This window comes from Stenotrophomonas genospecies 3, assembly GCF_054473855.1.
The window spans coordinates 170,494-190,936 of the sequence record NZ_JBTMUR010000009.1 but is presented as its reverse complement, the minus strand read 5'-3'; the positions used below and the strand labels follow the sequence as shown (position 1 = coordinate 190,936).

Below are 20,443 nucleotides of genomic sequence, written 5' to 3'. Positions count from 1 at the left end.
ACGGGAGCCCGCGATTGCGGGACGCGCTCAACTCACGCCCGGGGGGGACGCGTCAATTCATCCTGGGCGACCGCATAGGTCGCAACGTCGCCGGCATTCATCCAGCGCGCCGGCAGCGGCGTACCGAAGGCGGCGAAATCGTTCGCCGGCAGGCTCAGCGTGGAGTGGTGGCAGTGGTTATGCGTGCAGGCACCCGTGTGCTTGCTGTCGCTGTCACCGCCTGCATCGTCCGCGAGGGATTCGACATGGGCGCTGCTGGCATGCGGTTCCACCGCACACACCAGTGCGTCGGCCACCGGCACGACCACGAATGCCGCCATCAGCAGCATCATCAGGTACGTACGCAGTTGGCGGGTGATCCGGCGCATGGAGGGGAGGCTAGCAAGCGGTTTTCGCCGGATACAATATCAATGACCACCTCGGGAATTCGTCGGAACCTCCCGTTCAGGTGGGCCGGGCACGCCAGCTCTGGCAGGTGCCGACCTCCTGCCCTGGTGGGTGTCGACCTTGGTCGACACGCTTTTCGACCCCCGACACATTGCCGGCCAGCGGCCGGCACTACCGGTCTGCAGGCAGCTCCGCGATCACCTTGATCTCGAACTGGAACCCGTACAGCCAGGTCACGCCGACTGCCCTGGTAGGTGTCGACCTTGGTCGACACGCTTTTCGACCTCCGACACATTGCCGGCCAGCGGCCGGCACTACCCGTATCACGGCAGCTTCGCGATCACCTTGATCTCGAACTGGAACCCATACAGCCAGGTCACGCCGATGCCGGTCAGGGTCGGGTGCGGCGCCTCGCCCCAGTACTCGGGCACGATCGCCCAGGCCTTCTCGAAGTTGGTTTCCGGATCGACCAGGAACACGGTCACGTCGATCACGTCATCGAACGTGCAGCCGGCAGCAGCCAACACCGCATTGAGATTCTCGAACGCGCGGCGCACTTGGGTTTCGAAATCCGGCTCGGGCGAGCCGTCCTCGCGGCTGCCGACCTGGCCGGAGACGAACAGGAAGCCATTGGATCGGATCGCCGGCGAGTAGCGGTTGCGCTCGTACAGGGCCTGGCGGCCGGCGGGGAAAACGACATCACGCTGTGACATGGGGAAGATCCCGTGGGAGAGAACGCCATCCTCCGCGCCAGTGCTGTCTGGATAAACCGCGATGATCGGCCTAGATTGATTGCCAATTCCAAACAATCACGGCCCACAATGGACCGTTTCGAGGCGATGCGGGCGTTTGCCCGCGTGGTGGAAACCGGCAGCTTCACCCGCGCCGCGCAGACCCTGCAGATCAGCCGAACCACGGTCACCCAGCTGGTGCAGCAGCTGGAGGCACACCTGCGGCTGCGCCTGCTCAACCGCACCACGCGCCGGGTCAGCGTCACCGCCGACGGCGCGGCCTACTACCCGCGCATCGCCCGCCTGCTGGCCGAGCTGGAAGAAGTGGAGGGCGGGCTGGGCGACGCGGCCACCCAGCCACGCGGGCGGCTGCGCGTGGATGTGCCCGGGCCGTACGCGCGGTTGCGGCTGGTGCCGGCGTTGCCGGATTTCCAGGCGCGCTACCCGGAGATCCAGCTGGACATCGGCGTGAGTGACCGCGAAGTCGATGTCATCGCCGACAACGTCGACTGCGTGATCCGTGGTGGCACCCCGGCCGACCCGGCACTGGTGGCGCGACCGCTCGGCGCGCTGCCGATCGGTTTCCACGCCAGTCCGGGCTATGTGCAGCGTTTCGGCCTGCCGACCGATCCGCGCGCGCTGGAAGGCCCCGATCACCGCATGGTCGGCTTCCTCAGCCCGCGCAGTGGCCGCGCACGCGTGTTCGTTGCACAGCGCGGCGATGAACGCGTTGAGGTGCAGGGCCGCTATACGGTCGGCTTCGATGATGGAAACGCCTATCTGGCCGCTGCGTTGGCGGGGCTGGGCGTGGTGGCGCTGCCCAGCTACATGGCCGAGCCGCACGTGGCGCGCGGCGAGCTGCTGCCGGTGTTGCAGGACTGGCAGCTGCCGCCGATGCCGATGCACGTGATGTTCCCGCCGAACCGGCACATGAGCCAGCGGCTGCGGGTGTTCATCGATTGGGTGGTGGAAGCGTTGGGGTGAGTGCATCGGCCGCGTGCGAGAATCGGCGTGCACGTACTGGAGAACGCACACCCTGATGAGCCGCATCGTTGCACTGGATACGGAAACCACCGGCATCTCCCACCGCCTGGGGCACCGGGTGATCGAAATCGGTGCCGTCGAACTGATCGATGGCCAGCTCACCGGCCGCCAGTTCCACACCTACCTGCAGCCGCAGCGCAAGGTGGATTGGGGCGCACAGCGCGTGCACGGCATCAGCGATGCGATGCTGGTGGGCAAGCCGCTGTTCTCCAGCAAGGCGGCCGAACTGCTGGAGTTCCTGCGCGGCAGCGAGATGGTCGCGCACAACGCCACCTTCGATGTGGGCTTCCTGGACAACGAGCTGCGCCTGTCCGGCATCCCCGGCACGCTGGCCCAGCACTGCCGCATCACCTGCAGCCTGAAGCTTGCGCGGGGACGCTGGCCGGGTCAGGGCAACAAGCTGGATGATGTGCTGCAGCGCCTGCGCATTCCCAGCCAGCGCGGCCTGCATGGCGCGTTGAAGGATGCGCACCTGCTGGCGCAGGTGATTCCGCACCTGCGCTGAGGCCTGGCGGCTGTCACACCGGCCGCAACCATCGCTCGATCATTGCAACGCCACAGGCCACCCCGTCCTCATGGCGCATCGCCACGCCCAGGGCCGCCGCGCGTGCGCGTGTTGCGTCGGTTTCAACGAAGGTGATGGCTGCCGCCAGCGTTGCTGCGTCCAGCCGCTTCGGTGACAACGGTGCCGGTGCCACGCCCAACCGATACAGACGATCAGCCCAGAAGAACTGATCTGCGGCGAACGGCATCACCAGTGAAGGAATGCCGGCGCGGCAGGCCGAATGCGTGGTGCCGCTGCCACCGTGGTGGATGGCGAATGCGCAACGCGGGAACAGCGCTTCGTGTGGGGTCGGGCCCAGGACGAAGACAGAATCGGGCAAGCGCATCGCAGGCAGTCCCACCCAGCCGGGAAACAGCAGGACACGGCGCGGTGCCAACGCCTGCAGCAGGGCCGGCAACACGCGTTCGCGATCAAAGCCGGTCATGCTGCCGAAGCCCAGATAGACCGGCGGCGGTCCGGCGTCGAGGAAGGCCTGCAGATCGGCCGGCGGCGTCCAGGGCGCATCAGGAAACCGCCATTGGCCACAGACGATGTGGTCGGCCGGCCAGTCCGTCGGTGGCGGCAGCAGCTGCGGCGAGATGCCATAGAGCATCGGCAGGCCGGACCACAGCGAGCGGCGCGGCGATTGCCCCAGCTGCTTGCGGGCCTCGTTGATCGGCTGGCGGAACTGGCGCCAGATCAGGCCGTTGACCAGCCCATAGCTGGCCCGGTTCAACCAGCCCGGCGAGCGTCCCGGCGGCAGGAACGGGGAGCGGAAGGCACGCGTCGGGGTCAGTGGAATCATGCCGGTCCCGATCACCGGCAGACCCCGGCGTTCGCCCACACTCATGCCGACAAAGGCCGCCAGCCCACCCGTCAGAATCGCGTCGCAACCCTCGGCCGCCGCGTCCGCCTGCCGCATCCAGCCAGTGACATGCTGCAGCGCCATCCGTGCCAGTCCGCTACTGGCGGCGGCAACACCGTTGCCACGCGAGACCAGCGCGACCACTTCGTCATGGATGTCACCTTCCAGGGACGCATGGGGCACATTCAGCGCCTGCGCGCTGCCCAGCGTGCCGCCATCGGCCAGCAGTGTCACCTCGTGGCCTGCGCCAATCAGCCCATGGCAGAGCATGGCCAGCGGACGCGTATCGCCTTCGGTTCCGTAGGTCAGGGCCAGCAGCCGCATGGAAAGCTCCGCAGTGAACCGGGCCAGTATGCCGGTTGGTGGGCTCCCGACCCTCCCGGTTCAGTCCCGGCCTGTGGGTAACTTGCGCAAGTGCTTGAACCCGTGCATAATGCGCGGCTCGCTGTGTCCGGTTTTCTACCGGGCGGCGCCCCCGGGAGCACGTCCCCGGCCGCCCAACGCCAGCGTAACCCTTTGATTCTCTTGACGTGTGGTGGGCAACCATCGAGGCCGCCGTCTCCCGGGCTACGGGCTGACACAACTTACTATCGAGGTGCGCAATGTCCCGCGTATGCCAGGTTTCCGGCAAGCGAGTGCAGACGGGTAACAACGTCTCGCACGCCAACAACAAGACCCGTCGTCGTTTCCTGCCGAATCTGCACGAGCGCCGCTTCTGGGTTGCCAGCGAAAACCGCTGGGTGAAGCTTCGTGTTTCCGCGCATGCACTGCGCACCATCGACAAGAACGGTATCGATTCCGTTCTGGCTGAGCTGCGTGCGCGCGGCGAAAAGGTCTGAGGAGTAGACGATCATGGCAGGCAAGCGCGATAAGGTCCGTATGATTTCGACCGCTGGTACCGGTCACTTCTACACGACCGACAAGAACAAGAAGAACACCCCGGGGAAGATGGAATTCTCCAAGTACGATCCGGTCGTGCGCAAGCACGTCCCGTACAAGGAAGGCAAGATCAAGTAATCCGCAAGGATTGCTGATCCCCGCGAAGAAACCCGCCCTTGTGGCGGGTTTTTTCATGCCCGACGGTGGGGCCGGTGGGTGCCTGTGGGTGCCGACCGTTGGTCGGCACACTCCCCCGGTAGGTGTCGACCTTGGTCGACACGCTGTCCCCTCACCCGGTAGGTGCCAACCTTGGTTGGCACACGGCTTCAAAGCAGTCGAGCGCGGCTCGACTCTACACACCCCGCTGGGCAGAATGGCCCATCACCTCCCGACGGGCGACGCGATGCTGTTCGAGTGGTTGCTGGGTTCCTACCTGCTGCTGATCGACTGGCTGATCCGGCTGGTCGCGCTGTGCTGGATTCCCACCCGCACCACGCCTGGCGCGGCGCGCAGCTGGCTGCTGCTGGTCGGCTTCGTACCGCTGCTGGGCCTGCCGCTGTATCTGCTCTTCGGCCACCCGTGGCTGTCGCGCGAGCGCATCCGCCGCCAGGCCGAGGCCTCGCAGGTCATCCGCGAGGAACAGGCACTGCAGCATCGCCTGCGCTGGACCCCACAGCCCGACACCGCCAGCGCCGAGATCGTGCCGCTGGTGCAGCGCCAGGGCGATTTCATGCCGGTGCACGGCAACGCCGTCGATCTGCTGACCGACTACGACGAGTCGCTGCACACGCTGATCGCCGACATCGACCAGGCCGAAGACCGCGTGCACCTGCTGTACTACCTGATGTTCGATGACGCGGTCGGCGAGGCCATTGTCGAGGCCTTGCAGCGTGCCGCCGCGCGTGGCGTGCAGTGCCGCGTGCTGCTCGATGCGGTGGGCGCCAAGCGTGGCCTGCGCGCCTATCGCAAGCGCCTGCAGGCGCGCGACATCGAAGTGCGCGCGATGCTGCCCGGTGGCCTGCGCTGGCGCCGCAGCGGGCGCATGGACCTGCGCAACCACCGCAAGATCGCGGTGATCGACAACGAAGTGGCCTATGTCGGTTCGCAGAATCTGGCGGGCCCGCGGTTCGTGCCGGGCCACCCGAACCGCGAGCTGGTGGCGCGCGTGCGCGGCCCGGCGGTGGCGCATCTGGAAGCCGTATTCGCCAGCGACTGGTACATGGAGACCGGCCAGCGCCTGGATGTGATCACCGATGTGCCCGAATGCGGCGACGACATCGCCACCCAGCTGCTGCCCAGCGGCCCGGCCTACCCGTACAGCAACGCGCGCGACGCGGTTGCGGCGCTGATCCACCTCGCACGGCGCCGGCTGGTGATGGTCACCCCGTATTTCGTGCCTGACGAAGCCACGCTCAGCGCGCTGCGCATCGCGGCGTTGTCCGGCGTGGAAGTGCAGCTGATCCTGTCGGCCAGCAACAACCAGCGGCTGACCTCGTGGGCACAGGAGGCCTACTACGACGAGCTGCTGCGCTGTGGCGTGCGCATCGCGCTGTACGAGCCGCAGTTCCTGCACGCCAAGCACATGAGCGTGGATGAGGACATCGCTGTGCTCGGCTCGATCAACATGGATATCCGCTCGTTCGCGCTGAATGCCGAAATCGGCCTGATCTGCTACGACCGCGCGCTGGTGCAGCAGCTGTGCGCGATCGAGGATGGCTACCTGCGTGAAGCGCGGCAGCTGGACCTGCAGCAGTGGCGCAGCCGCCCTACGTGGCGGCGCAGCCGCGAAGGTATTGCACGGCTGGCCGATGCGTTGATGTGAGGCGGCGGCAACCGCCCATTTCGGCAATCCGGCCTGTCATCGCCGATGGCCTACAATCGGCGCATGACTGATTCACCGCGTAATGGCGAACTGGACCTGGCGATCATCGGTGGTGGTGCGGCTGGCGTGCTGGTGGCGATCCAGGTATTGCGCCAGGCCAAGGCGCCGCTGGCGCTGGCCATTTTCGAACCCGCCTCGCAGCTGGCGCAGGGCATCGCCTATGCCACGCCATGGCCGGAGCATCTGCTGAACGTGCCGGCGGCGAAGATGAGTGCGTTTGCCAACCAGCCCGGCGATTTCCTCGACTACCTGATGGCCGCCAATGCCTACCCGGGCGAGGCGCGCGAGGTGCTGGGCGAGCGCTATGTGTGCCGCCACTACTTTGCTGCCTACCTGCAGCAGCGCCTGCAGGAGGCCGCTGCGACCAGCCCGGCACAGCTGCAGGTGATCGCGCAGCCGGTGCTGGGCCTGCAGCCGGATGACCACGGTTACCAGCTGACACTCGGCGATGGCAGCACGCTGCACGCCGCGCAGGCGGTGCTGACCACCGGCAACAGCATGCGACCGCTGCCGGTAGCCGGTGCCGAGGCACTGCCCGCCGATGACGTGATCGAGGCCTGGGACTACGACGGCGTGCGCACCCTGGCCGGCGAGCAGGCCGTGGCCATCGTCGGGTCCGGCCTGAGCATGGCCGACACCGTGTTGGCATTGGTCGCCGCCGGCCACACCGGCCCGCTGCATGTGATCTCGCGCCACGGCCTGCTGCCGTTGCCGCATGCGCACGGGGGGCTGCCCACGTTCGATCCGGCTTTACTGCTGCCGATGAACCTGCGCCAGCGCCTGCGCGCGTTGCGCGGGTTCGCACGCCAGTCACAGGCCGACGGCCTGCCGTGGCAGGGCGTGATGGACCGCATCCGTCCGCACGGGCAGGCGCTGTGGTGCAGCCTCGAAGAGGCCGACCAGCGTCGCTTCCTGCGCCATGTGGTGCGCTATTGGGACGTGCATCGCCACCGCATCGCCGAAGAAGTGGATGCGCAGTTGCAGACGCTGCAGGACAGCGGCCAGCTGCGTATTCACCGGTCCCGCCTGCAACGTGTCTGGCGCGACGGCGATGCGCTGCAGCTGTCGGGCCGCGATGCCTCGGGCAATGAACAGCAGTGGATGATCGGCGGGGTGATCAACGCCACCGGCGTGGAGACCCGCGCCAGCGCACTGCGCAATCCGTTGCTGCAGCAGCTGCAGGCCGATGGGCTGGCACGCCCCGGCCCGCATGGACTGGGGTTGGACAGCACGGTGCCGGGCGATCGCCTGCGTGCCGCCGGTGGCCAGCCGCAGGCACGGCTGGGCGTGCTCGGCAGCCTGCGCATCGGCAGCCTGTGGGAAAGCCTGGCGGTGCCTGAACTGCGTCAGCAGGCGCAGGCACTGGCAACCCAGGTGGTCGCAGGAGCCGCGACGGCGATGCCGTAAAATGGGGGCATGGATGTCTCCCACCTGCTTGATGGCCTGAACCCGGCCCAGCGCGAAGCCGTCTCCGCTCCCCCCGGCCACCACCTGGTGCTGGCCGGTGCCGGTTCCGGCAAGACCCGCGTACTTACCCACCGCATCGCCTGGCTGCATGAAGTCGATGGCGTGCCGACCCACGGCATTTTCGCGGTGACCTTCACCAACAAGGCGGCCGGCGAAATGCGCCACCGCATCGACGCACAGCTGCCCAATGGCAGCCGTGGCATGTGGATCGGCACCTTCCACGGCCTGGCCAACCGCCTGCTGCGCCTGCACTGGCAGGATGCGAAGCTGCCCGAAGGCTTCCAGGTGATGGATTCGGACGACCAGCTGCGGCTGGTCAAGCGCGTGGTGCAGGCGCTGGAACTGGACGACGGCAAGTACCCGGCCAAGCAGATCGCGTGGTGGATCAACGCGCAGAAGGACGAGGGCCGCCGCCCACAGCACATCCAGCCCGAACCGCACGACGCGTGGCTTGAAACCATGCGCCAGGCCTACATCGAGTACCAGGCACGCTGCGACCGCGCCGGCCTGGTCGACTTCGCCGAACTGCTGCTGCGCGCGCACGAACTGCTGCGCGACAACCCGGCGCTGCTGTCGCACTACCGCGCGCGCTTCCGCGAGATCCTGGTAGACGAGTTCCAGGACACCAACGCCATCCAGTACGCCTTCGTGCGCGTGCTGGCCGGCGATTCCGGCCACGTGTTCGTGGTCGGTGACGATGACCAGGCCATCTACGGCTGGCGCGGTGCCAAGGTCGAGAACGTGCAGGGCTTCCTGCGCGACTTCCCGGGTGCGCAGACCATCCGCCTGGAACAGAACTACCGCTCCACGGCCAACATCCTCGGCGCCGCCAACGCGGTCATCGCGCACAACCCGGACCGCATCGGCAAGGAACTGTGGACCGACAGCGGCGACGGCGAGCCGATCGACTTGTACGCGGCGTACAACGAGATGGACGAGGCGCGCTACATCGTCGAGCGCGCGCGCCAGTGGGTGCGAGACGGTGGCAGCTATACCGAAGTGGCCGTGCTCTACCGCAGCAACGCGCAGTCGCGCGCGCTGGAAGAGGCCCTGCTGAGCGAACAGGTGCCGTACCGCGTGTACGGCGGCATGCGTTTCTTCGAGCGCGCCGAAATCAAGGACGCGCTGGCCTACCTGCGCCTGCTGTCCAACCGCAACGATGACGCGGCGTTCGAGCGCGCGGTCAACACGCCGACGCGTGGCATCGGCGATCGCACGCTGGACGAAGTGCGCCGCGAGGCGCGCGCGCAGGGTATTTCGCTGTGGGAAGCGACCATGCTGGTCACCCAGGGCAGCGCGCTGGCTGCACGTGCGCGCAATGCGCTGGCCGGCTTCCTGGTGCTGGTCAACGAGCTGCAGGCGCAGACCCTGCACATGACCCTGGCCGAACGCGTGGACCACGTGCTGGCCCGCTCGCAGCTGCGCGAGCACTGGAGCAAGGAAAGCCGCAACGCGCTGGACTCGGAATCGCGTACCGACAACCTCGACGAACTGGTCTCGGTGGCCTCGCGCTTCGTGCGCCGCGCCGACGACATCGAGGAAGTGGGCGAGAACATGGACGAGCTGGTCGCGTTCCTGGCCTATGCCGCGCTGGAGGCCGGTGAGGGCCAGGCGCAGGCGGGCGAGGACGGCGTGCAGCTGATGACCCTGCACTCGGCCAAGGGCCTGGAGTTTCCGCTGGTGTTCCTGGCCGGCCTGGAAGAAGGCCTGTTCCCCAGCGCACGTTCGCTGGAGGAAAGCGGGCGGCTGGAAGAAGAGCGCCGCCTGGCCTACGTGGGCATCACCCGCGCACGCCAGAAACTGGTGCTGAGCTACGCCGAATCGCGCCGCATCCATGGCCAGGACAACTACAGCCTGCCGTCGCGCTTCCTGCGCGAGATTCCGCGCGAGCTGCTGCACGAAGTGCGCCCGAAGGTGCAGGTCTCGCGCCCGGCCTCGATGGGCGCCAGCCGGGTGATGGGCCACGCCTCGATCGAGGCGCCGCCGCTGAAGCTCGGCGCGCTGGTCACCCATCCCAAGTTCGGCGAAGGCATGGTGACCGACTACGAAGGCAGCGGTGCCCACGCCCGCGTGCAGGTCGAGTTTGCCGATGCCGGCAGCAAGTGGCTGGTGATGGCCTACGCCAACCTGACGGTGATCTGATCACCGTCGGGGGGGCGGGAATTCCTGTAGAGCCGAAGGTAGCGGCAGGAGCCGCTGCCAACGTCGCTTGCGACGGCCCGAAGGGTGCCGGTCAGGACGACCGGCATAGCCATGCTCGGCTGCTTGCAGCGGGAAAAGTCAGTCGAGCACGGCTCGACTCTACAAAAGCGAGTATCCATGACCCGCAACGTGCTCTTCCTCTGCAGTCAGAACCGCCTGCGCAGCCCCACCGCCGAGCAGGTATTTGCCGATTGGCCGGGCATCGAGACCGCCTCAGCCGGGTTGCTGGCCGACGCCGAGGAAGTACTCAGCCCCGAGTTGCTGCAGTGGGCCGACCTGGTCTTCGTGATGGAAAGGGCGCACCGCAACCGTCTGTCCAGCCGTTACAAGGCCTGGTTGAATGGCAAGCGGGTGATCTGCCTGGAAATCCCCGACGACTACGACTACATGGACCCGGTGCTGGTGGAGCTGCTCAAGCGCAAGGTGGCGCCGTTCCTGCGTTGACGGGCTGTTGTAGAGCCGAGCCCATGCTCGGCTGCTTCTGTCGGGAAAGAACAGCCGAGCATGGGCTCGGCTCTACAATAGAAGCCACATCTTCCAGGAACGCCCCGATGACCGAACCCACGTTGCACGTCACCGTGAAGTTGAACGCCAAGCTGCAGCCCGAGCATCGTCATGAACTGTTCGAGGATCCGCTCGATGCGCTGCTGCAGGCGGCGCAGGTGGGTGAGCTGACTGGCGGCGGCACCGCGATGTCCGACCTCGGCGAGGTCGAATACGGCGATATCGAAGTGGCGCTGGTCGATGCGGCCGGCGTGCCGAAGCTGATCGATCTGCTGGAGCAGCTGGGTGCGCCGAAGGGTTCGCAGCTGCAGGGTGCGGGCAAGGCCGACCGCAGCTTCGGCGTGACCGAAGGCCTGGGCATCTACCTGGATGGCCTGAACCTGCCGGACGAGGTCTACGAACAGTGCGATTCCAACCACGTGTTCGAGCAGCTGTCGGAGAACATCGATGGCCTGGGCGAGATCTGCAGCTGGTGGCAGGGCCCGACCGAGACCGCGCTGTACATGTATGGCGAATCGTTCGAGGCGATGCGTGATGCGATCGCTGAATTCGTGGCCAGCTATCCGCTGTGCCAGAACGCGCGCGTGGTGCAGATCGCCTGAAGATGGGGGCGCTGTAGAGTCGAGCTTGCTCGACTGCCTTTTGTGAGCAGACGCAGTCGAGCAAGCTCGACTCTACGGCAGCAGGCTATCGGCCGGCTGACTGCCTGGCGTTGTCGCGCTGGGCCAGATCCTTGCCCAGGTAATAGCCGCCGCAGAACAGCACGAAGGCGGCAATGAGGCTCCACAGGATGATCCTGAGGGGGCTTCGTGATGTCGGCTTGCGGTCCTGCATGCGGGTTCTCCCAAGGCGGCGGCGCGCCGCCCACCCAGCTTGCGCTGCGGTGTCCGGGTACGCAAGCCGGCGGTGCGCACACGCCGCTGCGCGGCGCCGGATTGATCCTGCTCAAGGCGCGCCCTGCACATCCGGTGTGCAATGGTGTTGTTCCCATCTGGCAGACCGCCACGGAGCCCCATCATGTACAAGCGCATCCTGATTGCCACCGACGGATCCGAGCTGGCCGACAAGGGCCTGGCGAAGGGCTTGGAGCTGGCCAAGGACCTCAATGCAGAGGTCGATATCGTGACCGTTTCCGAGCCGTGGGCCGTCGGCATGTACGACGCCATGGGCTGGAGCGTGGGCTACATGAACAGCCCTGAGTACAAGGCCGACCGCGAGGAAGGCGCGCAGAAGGTGCTGCAGCCGGCGCTGGCCAAGGCCGCCGAGCAGGGCATTACCGCCAACCCGGTGCACGTACTGGACCGCTACGCGGCCGACGGCATCATTGAGACGGCGGGTGAGCGCAACAGCGACCTGATCGTGATGACCTCGCATGGCCGCCGTGGTGTGACCCGTGTGCTGCTGGGCAGCCAGACCGCTGAAGTGCTGGCACGCAGCACGCTGCCGGTGCTGGTCATCCGCTGATACAAGCGTTCCCGGGGAGGGGACCCGACGCCGGCCGCAGGATGCGCGCCGGCGTCATCTTTTGTAGGGCCGGCAGGGGCCCATCCACGCATGGCGTGGATCTACTGAATCGCAGGGATCCGACCCCGGTCACATCACCAGCTGTACAGCTTCCAGTACACCGGCGACACGCCGTCCTTGTCGTTGTCGAAACGGCCATCGCCGTTCTTGTCGTACATGTAGAACGGGGCACCGCGCGACGGGGTCACCTTGACCATGCGCAGCTGGCCGGACACGCGGTATTCCTCGATGACATCGCCGTTGTCCATGGTGCGCTTGGACACATCCGCGCCCTTGACGTCCACCGGGGGAGCGCCCGCGCCACCCATGCTGGCGCAGCCAGCGAGCAGGAGCAGGGGAGCCAGCATCAGGGTCTTCATCGGCGGGGGCCTTTGCCTGGAAAGAGCCTTGATTATGCCCCATCGCCGCGGCTGTGCCGTGTCGTCGCAGTGCAGGCACGGGCGCGTAGAATCGACCCATGAGCAGATTAGTCCTGATCGACGGGTCCAGTTACCTGTACCGCGCGTTCCACGCGCTGCCGCCCCTGTCCAATGCACAGGGCGAACCCACCGGCGCGCTGTTCGGCGTGGTCAACATGCTGCGCTCGACACTGAAGGAGCGCCCGGCCTACGTGGCGTTCGTGGTCGATGCGCCGGGCAAGACCTTCCGTGATGACCTGTACGACCAGTACAAGGCCAACCGCCCGCCGATGCCCGACGAGCTGCGCAGCCAGGTCGAGCCGATGTGCCGCATCGTCGAAGCGCTGGGCATCAGCATCCTGCGTGTTCCCGGCGTGGAAGCCGACGATGTGATCGGCACGCTGGCCCTGCAGGGCGTGGCGCAGGACCTGAAGGTGACCATCTCCACCGGCGACAAGGACTTTGCCCAGCTGGTGCGGCCGGGCATCGAACTGGTCAACACCATGACCGGCAGCCGCATGGATTCCGATGCCGCAGTGATGGAGAAGTTCGGCGTGCGCGCCGATCAGATCATCGACCTGCTGGCGTTGATGGGCGACACCGTCGACAACGTGCCGGGCGTGGAGAAATGTGGGCCGAAGACCGCCGCCAAGTGGCTGGCCGAGTACCAGCACCTGGACGGGGTGATGGCGGCCGCGCCGACCATGAAGGGCAAGATCGGCGAGAACCTGCGCGCCGCGCTGGAGCGCCTGCCGCTGAACCGCGAGCTGGTGACCATCCGCACCGACGTGGAGCTGGACGCCAGCCCGACCACGCTGGCCCTGCGCGAGCAGGACGTGCCGGAGCTGACCGAGCTGTATGCGCGCTACGGCTTCACCCAGGCGCTGAAGGAGCTGGGTGCACCGCTGCCGGCGCCGACGGCCGCCAGCGAAGCAACGCCGAGCCTGCGTGGCACCGCCGCCGGCTTCGCCCGTGGCAGCGCCGAGGCACCGGCCGCCGGCACGCTGGATCCGGCGCTGGCCGCACCGGGTGAATACGAGACCGTGCTGACCGCCGAGCAGCTGCAGGCCTGGGTCGAGCGCCTGCAGCAGGCGGACCTGATCAGTTTCGATACCGAAACCGATGCGCTGGACGCGATGCGTGCGCGCCTGGTGGGCATCAGCCTGGCGGTCGAGCCGGGCAAGGCCGCCTATATTCCGGTCGGCCACGATTACCCGGGCGCGCCGACGCAGCTGCCGATGCAGCAGGTGCTGGATGCGCTGCGCCCGGTGCTGCAGGACCCGGCAAAGAAAAAGCTGGGCCAGCATGGCAAGTACGACCTGCATGTGCTGCGCCGCCACGGCGTGGAGGTGCAGGGCTACCACGACGACACCATGCTCGAGAGCTTCGTGCTCAATTCCACCGCCACCCGCCACGACATGGATTCGCTGGCCCTGCGTTACCTGGGCTACAACACCATCAAGTTCGAGGACGTGGCCGGCAAGGGCGCCAAGCAGATTCCGTTCTCGCAGGTGGGCATCGACGAAGCCAGCCGCTATGCGGCCGAGGACGCCGACATCACCCTGCGCCTGCACCGCGCGCTGCAGCCGCAGCTGCTGGCCGAACCGGCGCTGGACAGCGTGTACCGCGACATCGAGATGCCGCTGGTGCCGGTGCTGACGAGCATCGAAGCCAATGGCGTGCGGATCGATACCGTCGAGCTGCGCCGGCAGAGCCAGGACCTGTCCTCGCGCATGCTGGCCGCGCAGCAGAAGGCCACCGAGCTGGCTGGACGCAGCTTCAACCTGGATTCGCCCAAGCAGCTGCAGGCGGTGCTGTTCGATGAGCTGAAGCTGCCGGCGGTGGTGAAGACCCCGAAGGGTCAGCCCAGCACCAATGAAGAGGCGCTGGAGGCGATCGCCGACCAGCACGAGCTGCCGCGAGTGATCCTGGACTACCGGGGCCTGGCCAAGCTGCGCAGCACCTACACCGACAAGCTGCCGGAGATGGTCAACCCGGACACCGGCCGGGTGCATACCAGCTACCACCAGTCCGGCGCCGCCACCGGCCGCCTGTCCTCGTCGGACCCGAACCTGCAGAACATCCCGATCCGCACCGAGGATGGCCGCCGTATCCGCCGCGCGTTCATCGCGCCGGAGGGCTTCCAGCTGCTGGCGGCCGACTATTCGCAGATCGAGCTGCGGATCATGGCCCATCTGTCCGAGGACCCGGGCCTGGTGCGTGCCTTCGAGCAGGGCGCCGACGTGCACCGCGCCACCGCCGCCGAGGTGTTCGGGCGCACGCTGGAGGAAGTGACCCCGAACGAGCGCCGCGCGGCCAAGGCGATCAACTTCGGCCTGATGTACGGCATGAGCGCCTTCGGCTTGGCCCGCAACCTGGGCATCGACCGTGGCCAGGCGCAGGACTACGTGGCGCTGTACTTCAGCCGCTACCCGGGCGTACGTGATTTCATGGAGCGGATGCGCCAGCAGGCCCGCGACCAGGGCTATGTGGAAACCCTGTTCGGCCGCCGCCTGTACCTGAACGACATTCATGCACGTAACCAGGGCCTGCGCGCCGGTGCCGAGCGCGCCGCGATCAACGCGCCGATGCAGGGCACCGCCGCAGACATCATCAAGCGCGCGATGGTGGACGTGGACCAGTGGCTGCGTGACAGCGGCGCACCGGCACGGATGATCCTGCAGGTGCACGATGAACTGGTGTTCGAAACCGAAAGCAGTTTCGTCGAGGAGTTGCGTTTGCAGGTGGTCGAGCGCATGTCGCAAGCGGCCAAACTGCGGGTGCCGCTGGTGGTCGATACCGGCATCGGCAACAACTGGGACGAAGCACACTGAGGGTGTTTCAGGCCGAAAACGACGTGAATTCGTTCATTCGTCAGAGGTTTCTGACTCGATCATGAATGTTGCCCTGATGGAGGTTCATTAAATTGGGCCCCTTCACGAACCGTTAGTGTTCGGAGTGCTTCTATAACTCTCGACAGGCGCAACGCCTGTTGTGGATCTCTCCCATCCCCTGGAGCAGATCTCGGAACGGGGACTCCTCCCCAAGTGCCCGTTCCCCGGCCCCGTTGACCTCCCCCTGGTCAGCGGGGCTTTTTATTTGTGCCGTTGCCAGATGCCGTGGCCTGCGCCACGCTGGGCCACCGCTCCGCAGGGGAAGACAATGCCCGATCTGTTCGCACTGGCCATGCCGTGGTGGGAGTTCATCCTGCGCGCGGTGGTGGTGTATGTCGTGGTGCTGGGCATGGTCCGGCTGGGTGGCAAGCGGGCTCTGGGGCAGATCACGCCCTTCGACGTGCTGCTGATCGTGCTGCTGGGCAACGCGGTGCAGAACGCGCTGTTGGGCACCGACACCTCGCTGGGCGGTGGCCTGCTGCTGGCGGCCACCCTGATCGTGCTGAACTATGGGGTGGGCTGGTTGACCACCCGGAATCGGCGCATGGAGCGGATGATCGAAGGAGAGCCCACCGTGATCGCGCGTGATGGCCGGCTGTTGGAGGGCGTTCTCCGCCGCGAACTGATCAGCCGGGCCGATTTCGATGCCGCGCTGCGCCAGCAGGGCGGCCTGCGGATCGAGGACGTGCAGATCGCGCTGCTGGAGACGACCGGACACATCACGATCATCACGCAGAAGGGCACCTGACTTGTAGCACCGAGCCCAGGCCCGGCGCGACCAGGCTGCCCCTCACAGCCAGTCGCGCGGGACCAGGTAGTCGGCCAGTCGCGATTCTGCGCTGCCGGGTTCAGGCGAGAAGCCGTACTCCCAGCGCACCCGGGGCGGCAGGCTCATCAGGATGCTCTCGCTGCGGCCACCGCTCTGCAGCCCGAACAGGGTGCCGCGGTCGTAGACCAGGTTGAATTCCACGTAGCGGCCGCGGCGGTACAGCTGGAACTCGCGTTCGCGTTCGCCATGGGGTGTGTCCTTGCGCTGCTGCACGATCGGCAGGTAGGCGTCGAGGAAACCATCGCCGACCGCACGCAGATAAGCGAAGTCGCGCTCGAAGTCGCCGTGCAGGTCGTCGAAGAACAGCCCGCCGACGCCGCGCGTTTCATTGCGGTGGCGCAGGAAGAAGTACTCATCACACCAGCGCTTGTGCGCGGCATAGCGTTCGTCGCCGAACGGCGCACACAGATCGCGTGCCACCTGGTGCCAGTGCTGCACGTCCTCGTCGAACGGATAGAACGGGGTCAGGTCGAAGCCGCCGCCGAACCAGCTGGCCACCACTTCGCCGTCGCGCTGCGCCTGGAAGAAGCGCACGTTGGCATGCGTGGTCGGCACGTAGGGGTTGAGCGGGTGGAACACCAGCGACACGCCAGTGGCACGCCAGGAGGCGCCAGCCAGTTCCGGACGGTTGGCCGAGGCCGATGGCGGCAGGCGGCTGCCGGCCACGTCGGAGAAGCCGATGCCGGCCTGCTCGAACACCGCACCGTCGCGCAGCACGCGGGTACGCCCGCCACCGCCCTCGGCACGCTGCCACAGGTCTTCCTGGAAGCGGGCCTGGCCATCGACGGCCTCGATCGCCGCACAGATGCGGTCCTGCAGGTCGGTGAGATAGGCGCGCACGCGCTCGAATTCGTTCATGGCGCGTACTTTACCGCAGGGCCCGCCCGAAGCTGTGGGCAGGCCCTGGCCGGCTCAGCGCTTGCGGTTGGAGTTGCGCGGCGCCGGAGCGTCGTCCACGGCCGCCTCGTCAACCGCCTTCTGCAGAGCACCACCCAGCGTGATCAGCTCCCAGTTCTGGGTGCCGAGCACGTCGCAGGCCACATGCAGGCCGCTGCGGTCGGCCTTGCACAGCTGCTCCAGGGTTGCCCGTGCGTCCAGTTCCGCGCCGTTGCCCTGCGCGGTGACCAGGTTCTCGCACCCTTCGCGCACGCCGGCGCGGCAGACCGTGGTGTAGTGCTCGGCGGCCTGCAGCCAGTTCCCGGACAGCGCAAGGCGGTTGCCGAGAATGTTGCAGCCCTGCAGCTTGCCCTGCGCGCAGCAGGCTTCGGCGCCGCCCTCGTTGGCCAGTGCCAGCGGGCAATCCTGTGGCAGTGGCAGCACCTTGAACTGCTTCGGTGCACTGCAGCGTGTCGGGCCCTCGCCGGTGGGGACGAACACCTGGAAGCGGGTCCAGTTATCCAGCCCCAGCAACTGCCCGCCCGGCAGCGGGCGCAGCACGAAGTCGCCGTCCCGGTCGTGGTGGATGCGGATGTCGCCCGCTTCGACGCGTGCGCGAAGATGGCTGCTCCAGCCAACGCCAACCAGGCCGGCATCGCCGAAGTCCAGCGTGTCCATCAGGCCGCCGTCGGACCGGTAGTTGCCGCAGGGTAATGCAGTTGCGGGCTGCGGTCGCAGCGATGCGCCCACCGCCTGCAACGCCGGCAGGCGCTCGCAGGTGGCGGTGTCATTGCCGGGGGTGCAGGCTGCAGCCAAGGCCTGCACCGCCTGCTGGGGATCTCCCGCGTCCCAGGACAGCTCAGCCACGCGGGTGCAGAAGCCGCCGTGCGCTACCTCGCGGCACAACCGCAACAACTGTTGCCGCCGCTCAGCTGGAATGATCACCGGCACGGTCGGCGCCGTCATCGTCACCATGGCTTCGGTCATGGCGGCCGTCATCGCGGCCTTGACCAGCTGCTCCTGCACTGCCGGGTCGGCCTCGAGTGCGGCGGCACACGCCGGGGTTCCCTCTTCGAAGCCACCGTTGTCACAGGCGGCGGGGAGTTTGATGCCGGACAAGGCGGCGTCGAGCGCTGCCTTTGCCAGGGCGGGATCGGCCTCGACCGTGGGTTTGGCTTCCTCGTGCCAACGATCGGCCAGTTGCAGGCACATGCCGGGCACGCCTTCCCGGCACCCTGCTTCCAGCGCGGCCGGGGTCGCTTCGCGACGGTTGTCCAGGCACGCGGCCGCATCGGCCAGGCAGCTGCCATCAGCCGGCGTGGCGGCTGCGGCGCACTGTGCGGGGGCCTGCAGGAGGTAGACCGTGCCATCCACCTCGACCGTGCGGCCACGATCGCGCACCTGCAGCGCACTGGGCAGGCCGTACTCCAGGTTCACCAGCTGCAGCTTTCCGTCGATCTGCTGGAACGCGACCGGAGACGGCGCACTGCCGAAGTGCTTCTGCTCGCCGCGGTTCGGTGAGCTGATGCGCAGCGTGCCGCTGCCTTCGTCGGCCTTGAACAGGCCGCATTGTGGTGACTGTGCGGCGGCCATCGGCGCGGCCAGCAGCAGGGCCCAGGCCAGCCAGCGGCGGCGCGGTGCGGGTGAATGCATGTCGTCTCCTTGACGATCGAACGGGAAGCTCCTGGCGCTACGGCGAACCCTGGCCCTCGCGCGGGGGCGTGCATTGTGCCGTGCCGGGCACGAGCTGGTAACGCTGGTAGGCCGTCTGGTTGTCCATGCCGAGCAGGTCGCCGTTGCCGAGCTGGCGCAGCACAAGGGTTTCGCCGTTCTGCTGCAGCTGGACGGCGCCTTCATGCAGGCGGGCATGCGCGCCATCACCGAAGTCGAGCATGTCGATCACGCCACCGTCGGCCTGGTAACGGCCGCACGGCACCTGCTGCAGCGGCACCAGGCGCAGGTCGGTGCCGAGTTCACGCAGCGGTGCGGTACGTCCGCAGGCACTGACGCGGCCCGCATCGCAGACCACCTGCAGGGCCTGCACTGCCAACGCAGGTTCCAGCGCGTTCAATTGCTGCGCGGCCACTTCCACGCAGAAGCGGCCACTGCGGTGCTGCAGGCACCGCTGCTGCAGCTGATCGCGTGCAGCGGCCGGAAGCGGCGAATCCAGTGTGTCTTCGTCTTCCTGCAGCAGGCGTTGATTCACCCGCTGCATGGCGGCAGCCAATGCATCATTGGTCAGCGCCTCGCAGGCCTGCGGGTCATGCCCGGGCGTGTGTTCGCGGCAGGCAGGCGGGCGATCAAAGCCTGTGGCACCGACGTCGTCGGTGGCCTTCGCTGGGCTGTCATCCCGCAGTTGTCGCAGCAGCGCCGAGCAGCCCGCGCCAACGCCTTCGCTGCACGCGCGCTGGGCCTGGCCGGGCGAAGCCGCCGGCAGCTGCGCAATGCAGTGGCTGCCGGCGGCGCGGCAGCTGCCGGCAATCGCACTGGGTTCGACGGCGCAGTCGCGGGACTGGCGCAGCGTGTAGACCACCACGTCGTCTTCGATGCGCTGCCCATCGGCGCTGATCCGGACCGGCAGTGCCACGCCATCGTCGAGCATGACCAGTCGGGCCTGCGCCGCACTGCGATCGACCCACAGCGGCTCCGGCTCGCTGCCGTCGTCGCGGCGGTAGCCGCTGCTGGGTGATGTGAATATCAGCGCCATGCCACCGTCGGTGCTGCGGTATTCGCCACAGCGCAGCGCATCGGCGGCGGCAGGCAGCGCGGCGAACAGCAGCAGCGCGGGGAGAAGGGTCAGCAAGCGCATGCGACGGTCCTTGTCGTGCGGGAAAGGGGTGTGGCTCAGTGGAAGCGCGAGCGGATGTCTGGTCGCAGCAGGCGCCAGGCCAGCCAACCCTGCAGGCCGAGGAGTACGAATGACATGGCCACCATGGTCAGCGTGATCAACCAGCGTTTCAGATGGAGTTCCTGTTGCAGGACGGCGTCGTCGGAGAGAAACGGGATGACGTCGCGCATGAACACGTCCAGCCACCCGGCGATCGCAAAGTTGGTCAATGCACTCATCAGCAGGATGGCCACAAAGCTCCACAGGCCCCAGCTGCGCTCGCGCAGCAGTCCCCAGCTGGCCAGCGTCGAGGCAAGGCACAGCAGTGCGACGATCATCGACGCGGCCACCGGATGCGCCAGAAGCCAGATCAGGCTGTGCAGGTGCTGGAGTTGTACTTCCCTCTCAACCAGGTGCCAGATCGGAAGGTTGTGCAGCGGCCACAGCAGCAGTCCCTGCATCACGAAGTAGACCGTGAGCAGCAGTGACAGCCAGAACGAGGCGTGTGCGATCGGGCGCACCCAGGCGTGATAGGTCGGTTGGACCAGCGAAGGAATCGGCGGGATCGACATTGACATCCGGTGTCCTTG

The 20,443-nt window shown here is 67.2% G+C and carries 21 protein-coding genes and 1 pseudogene; 12 read left to right on the top strand and 10 right to left on the bottom strand.

The genetic code is table 11. The annotated features are described in order from the left end of the window. Nucleotides 1–32: 32 nt before the first annotated feature. The 3 genes and pseudogenes from ACX9OT_RS13850 to ACX9OT_RS13840 form a co-directional block, all read right to left on the bottom strand. Complete coding sequence (locus ACX9OT_RS13850) at nucleotides 33–368, bottom strand: hypothetical protein (protein ID WP_006402574.1); 336 nt, start codon at nucleotides 366–368, stop codon at nucleotides 33–35. 190 nt (nucleotides 369–558) lie between these two features. Then, a pseudogene (locus ACX9OT_RS13845) lies at nucleotides 559–654 on the bottom strand (RidA family protein); the annotation flags it as partial. 56 nt (nucleotides 655–710) lie between these two features. Then, nucleotides 711–1,100: a RidA family protein gene (locus ACX9OT_RS13840; protein WP_049396045.1), complete on the bottom strand. Its 390-nt coding sequence runs from the start codon at nucleotides 1,098–1,100 to the stop codon at nucleotides 711–713. Nucleotides 1,101–1,208: 108 nt separating this feature from the next. On the opposite strand from ACX9OT_RS13840, the gene ACX9OT_RS13835 reads away from it, so the two are divergent. Together ACX9OT_RS13835 and dnaQ are read left to right on the top strand one after the other, a co-directional pair. Further along, entirely contained in the window at nucleotides 1,209–2,102 is an 894-nt protein-coding gene (locus ACX9OT_RS13835) for a LysR family transcriptional regulator (protein ID WP_277778821.1), read from the top strand. A gap of 55 nt (nucleotides 2,103–2,157) precedes the next feature. Then, nucleotides 2,158–2,667 (top strand): DNA polymerase III subunit epsilon, encoded by a 510-nt coding sequence (gene dnaQ, locus ACX9OT_RS13830; protein WP_005411640.1) that lies wholly within the window; start codon nucleotides 2,158–2,160, stop codon nucleotides 2,665–2,667. A 13-nt stretch (nucleotides 2,668–2,680) separates the two neighbouring features. Here the strand turns inward: dnaQ and ACX9OT_RS13825 are convergent, their stop codons facing one another. Next, nucleotides 2,681–3,895 carry a nucleotide disphospho-sugar-binding domain-containing protein gene (locus tag ACX9OT_RS13825; protein ID WP_277778822.1) on the bottom strand — a complete coding sequence of 405 codons (1,215 nt, stop codon included), beginning with the start codon at nucleotides 3,893–3,895 and terminating at the stop codon, nucleotides 2,681–2,683. 278 nt (nucleotides 3,896–4,173) lie between these two features. On the opposite strand from ACX9OT_RS13825, the gene rpmB reads away from it, so the two are divergent. The 7 genes from rpmB to ACX9OT_RS13790 all read left to right on the top strand — a co-directional run bounded on the left by rpmB (nucleotide 4,174) and on the right by ACX9OT_RS13790 (nucleotide 11,107). After that, entirely contained in the window at nucleotides 4,174–4,410 is a 237-nt protein-coding gene (rpmB, locus tag ACX9OT_RS13820; RefSeq protein ID WP_005411638.1) for a 50S ribosomal protein L28, read from the top strand. A gap of 10 nt (nucleotides 4,411–4,420) precedes the next feature. Further along, nucleotides 4,421–4,588 (top strand): 50S ribosomal protein L33, encoded by a 168-nt coding sequence (gene rpmG, locus ACX9OT_RS13815; protein WP_170272460.1) that lies wholly within the window; start codon nucleotides 4,421–4,423, stop codon nucleotides 4,586–4,588. Nucleotides 4,589–4,853: 265 nt separating this feature from the next. Further along, nucleotides 4,854–6,272, top strand: a complete 1,419-nt coding sequence (cls, locus tag ACX9OT_RS13810) for a cardiolipin synthase (RefSeq protein ID WP_049462271.1) — start codon at nucleotides 4,854–4,856, stop codon at nucleotides 6,270–6,272. Between the two features lie 45 nt (nucleotides 6,273–6,317). Beyond that, nucleotides 6,318–7,739 carry an FAD/NAD(P)-binding protein gene (locus ACX9OT_RS13805; protein WP_049462272.1) on the top strand — a complete coding sequence of 474 codons (1,422 nt, stop codon included), beginning with the start codon at nucleotides 6,318–6,320 and terminating at the stop codon, nucleotides 7,737–7,739. Between the two features lie 9 nt (nucleotides 7,740–7,748). After that, on the top strand, nucleotides 7,749–9,941 hold the full coding sequence (gene uvrD, locus ACX9OT_RS13800) for a DNA helicase II (protein WP_277778823.1): 2,193 nt from the start codon (nucleotides 7,749–7,751) through the stop codon (nucleotides 9,939–9,941). A gap of 177 nt (nucleotides 9,942–10,118) precedes the next feature. After that, entirely contained in the window at nucleotides 10,119–10,445 is a 327-nt protein-coding gene (locus ACX9OT_RS13795; protein WP_049462274.1) for a low molecular weight protein tyrosine phosphatase family protein, read from the top strand. Nucleotides 10,446–10,552: 107 nt separating this feature from the next. Continuing rightward, entirely contained in the window at nucleotides 10,553–11,107 is a 555-nt protein-coding gene (locus ACX9OT_RS13790) for a hypothetical protein (protein WP_459002536.1), read from the top strand. 85 nt (nucleotides 11,108–11,192) lie between these two features. On the opposite strand, the gene ACX9OT_RS13785 is transcribed toward ACX9OT_RS13790, so the two are convergent. Continuing rightward, entirely contained in the window at nucleotides 11,193–11,339 is a 147-nt protein-coding gene (locus tag ACX9OT_RS13785; protein ID WP_180862753.1) for a hypothetical protein, read from the bottom strand. Between the two features lie 183 nt (nucleotides 11,340–11,522). On the opposite strand from ACX9OT_RS13785, the gene ACX9OT_RS13780 reads away from it, so the two are divergent. After that, nucleotides 11,523–11,969 carry a universal stress protein gene (locus ACX9OT_RS13780; protein WP_005411629.1) on the top strand — a complete coding sequence of 149 codons (447 nt, stop codon included), beginning with the start codon at nucleotides 11,523–11,525 and terminating at the stop codon, nucleotides 11,967–11,969. A gap of 134 nt (nucleotides 11,970–12,103) precedes the next feature. Here the strand turns inward: ACX9OT_RS13780 and ACX9OT_RS13775 are convergent, their stop codons facing one another. Continuing rightward, nucleotides 12,104–12,388, bottom strand: coding sequence for a DUF2782 domain-containing protein (locus tag ACX9OT_RS13775; protein WP_049462276.1), 285 nt, complete (start codon nucleotides 12,386–12,388; stop codon nucleotides 12,104–12,106). Between the two features lie 98 nt (nucleotides 12,389–12,486). On the opposite strand from ACX9OT_RS13775, the gene polA reads away from it, so the two are divergent. Both polA and ACX9OT_RS13765 read left to right on the top strand, forming a co-directional pair. After that, complete coding sequence (gene polA / locus ACX9OT_RS13770) at nucleotides 12,487–15,261, top strand: DNA polymerase I (RefSeq protein WP_277778824.1); 2,775 nt, start codon at nucleotides 12,487–12,489, stop codon at nucleotides 15,259–15,261. 328 nt (nucleotides 15,262–15,589) lie between these two features. Next, on the top strand, nucleotides 15,590–16,069 hold the full coding sequence (locus ACX9OT_RS13765) for a DUF421 domain-containing protein (protein WP_049462278.1): 480 nt from the start codon (nucleotides 15,590–15,592) through the stop codon (nucleotides 16,067–16,069). Between the two features lie 42 nt (nucleotides 16,070–16,111). Here ACX9OT_RS13765 and hemF read toward each other — a convergent pair whose 3' ends face one another. From hemF to ACX9OT_RS13745, 4 genes are read right to left on the bottom strand one after another with little or no spacing between them, the layout of a single operon-like run. After that, nucleotides 16,112–17,008 carry an oxygen-dependent coproporphyrinogen oxidase gene (gene hemF, locus ACX9OT_RS13760; protein ID WP_149908940.1) on the bottom strand — a complete coding sequence of 299 codons (897 nt, stop codon included), beginning with the start codon at nucleotides 17,006–17,008 and terminating at the stop codon, nucleotides 16,112–16,114. A 54-nt stretch (nucleotides 17,009–17,062) separates the two neighbouring features. Then, the gene (locus ACX9OT_RS13755; protein WP_049462280.1) at nucleotides 17,063–18,679 is read right to left on the bottom strand and encodes a hypothetical protein; all 1,617 of its coding nucleotides are present in this window, start codon (nucleotides 18,677–18,679) and stop codon (nucleotides 17,063–17,065) included. 37 nt (nucleotides 18,680–18,716) lie between these two features. Next, on the bottom strand, nucleotides 18,717–19,835 hold the full coding sequence (locus tag ACX9OT_RS13750; protein ID WP_277778825.1) for a hypothetical protein: 1,119 nt from the start codon (nucleotides 19,833–19,835) through the stop codon (nucleotides 18,717–18,719). Nucleotides 19,836–19,870: 35 nt separating this feature from the next. Then, nucleotides 19,871–20,431: a hypothetical protein gene (locus tag ACX9OT_RS13745; protein WP_049398641.1), complete on the bottom strand. Its 561-nt coding sequence runs from the start codon at nucleotides 20,429–20,431 to the stop codon at nucleotides 19,871–19,873. Between the last annotated feature and the right edge of the window lie 12 nt (nucleotides 20,432–20,443).

Coding starts and splice junctions, on each gene's coding strand:
- ACX9OT_RS13775 (WP_049462276.1), bottom strand. CDS start 12,388: ATGAAGACCCTGATGCTGGCTCCCCTGCTCCTGCTCGCTGGCTGCGCC.
- hemF (WP_149908940.1), bottom strand. CDS start 17,008: ATGAACGAATTCGAGCGCGTGCGCGCCTATCTCACCGACCTGCAGGAC.
- ACX9OT_RS13755 (WP_049462280.1), bottom strand. CDS start 18,679: ATGCATTCACCCGCACCGCGCCGCCGCTGGCTGGCCTGGGCCCTGCTG.
- ACX9OT_RS13825 (WP_277778822.1), bottom strand. CDS start 3,895: ATGCGGCTGCTGGCCCTGACCTACGGAACCGAAGGCGATACGCGTCCG.
- rpmB (WP_005411638.1), top strand. CDS start 4,174: ATGTCCCGCGTATGCCAGGTTTCCGGCAAGCGAGTGCAGACGGGTAAC.
- ACX9OT_RS13835 (WP_277778821.1), top strand. CDS start 1,209: ATGGACCGTTTCGAGGCGATGCGGGCGTTTGCCCGCGTGGTGGAAACC.
- ACX9OT_RS13790 (WP_459002536.1), top strand. CDS start 10,553: ATGACCGAACCCACGTTGCACGTCACCGTGAAGTTGAACGCCAAGCTG.
- cls (WP_049462271.1), top strand. CDS start 4,854: ATGCTGTTCGAGTGGTTGCTGGGTTCCTACCTGCTGCTGATCGACTGG.
- uvrD (WP_277778823.1), top strand. CDS start 7,749: ATGGATGTCTCCCACCTGCTTGATGGCCTGAACCCGGCCCAGCGCGAA.
- ACX9OT_RS13805 (WP_049462272.1), top strand. CDS start 6,318: ATGGCCTACAATCGGCGCATGACTGATTCACCGCGTAATGGCGAACTG.
- ACX9OT_RS13795 (WP_049462274.1), top strand. CDS start 10,119: ATGACCCGCAACGTGCTCTTCCTCTGCAGTCAGAACCGCCTGCGCAGC.
- ACX9OT_RS13785 (WP_180862753.1), bottom strand. CDS start 11,339: ATGCAGGACCGCAAGCCGACATCACGAAGCCCCCTCAGGATCATCCTG.
- ACX9OT_RS13850 (WP_006402574.1), bottom strand. CDS start 368: ATGCGCCGGATCACCCGCCAACTGCGTACGTACCTGATGATGCTGCTG.
- ACX9OT_RS13780 (WP_005411629.1), top strand. CDS start 11,523: ATGTACAAGCGCATCCTGATTGCCACCGACGGATCCGAGCTGGCCGAC.
- ACX9OT_RS13840 (WP_049396045.1), bottom strand. CDS start 1,100: ATGTCACAGCGTGATGTCGTTTTCCCCGCCGGCCGCCAGGCCCTGTAC.
- ACX9OT_RS13750 (WP_277778825.1), bottom strand. CDS start 19,835: ATGCGCTTGCTGACCCTTCTCCCCGCGCTGCTGCTGTTCGCCGCGCTG.
- dnaQ (WP_005411640.1), top strand. CDS start 2,158: ATGAGCCGCATCGTTGCACTGGATACGGAAACCACCGGCATCTCCCAC.
- ACX9OT_RS13765 (WP_049462278.1), top strand. CDS start 15,590: ATGCCCGATCTGTTCGCACTGGCCATGCCGTGGTGGGAGTTCATCCTG.
- polA (WP_277778824.1), top strand. CDS start 12,487: ATGAGCAGATTAGTCCTGATCGACGGGTCCAGTTACCTGTACCGCGCG.
- ACX9OT_RS13745 (WP_049398641.1), bottom strand. CDS start 20,431: ATGTCAATGTCGATCCCGCCGATTCCTTCGCTGGTCCAACCGACCTAT.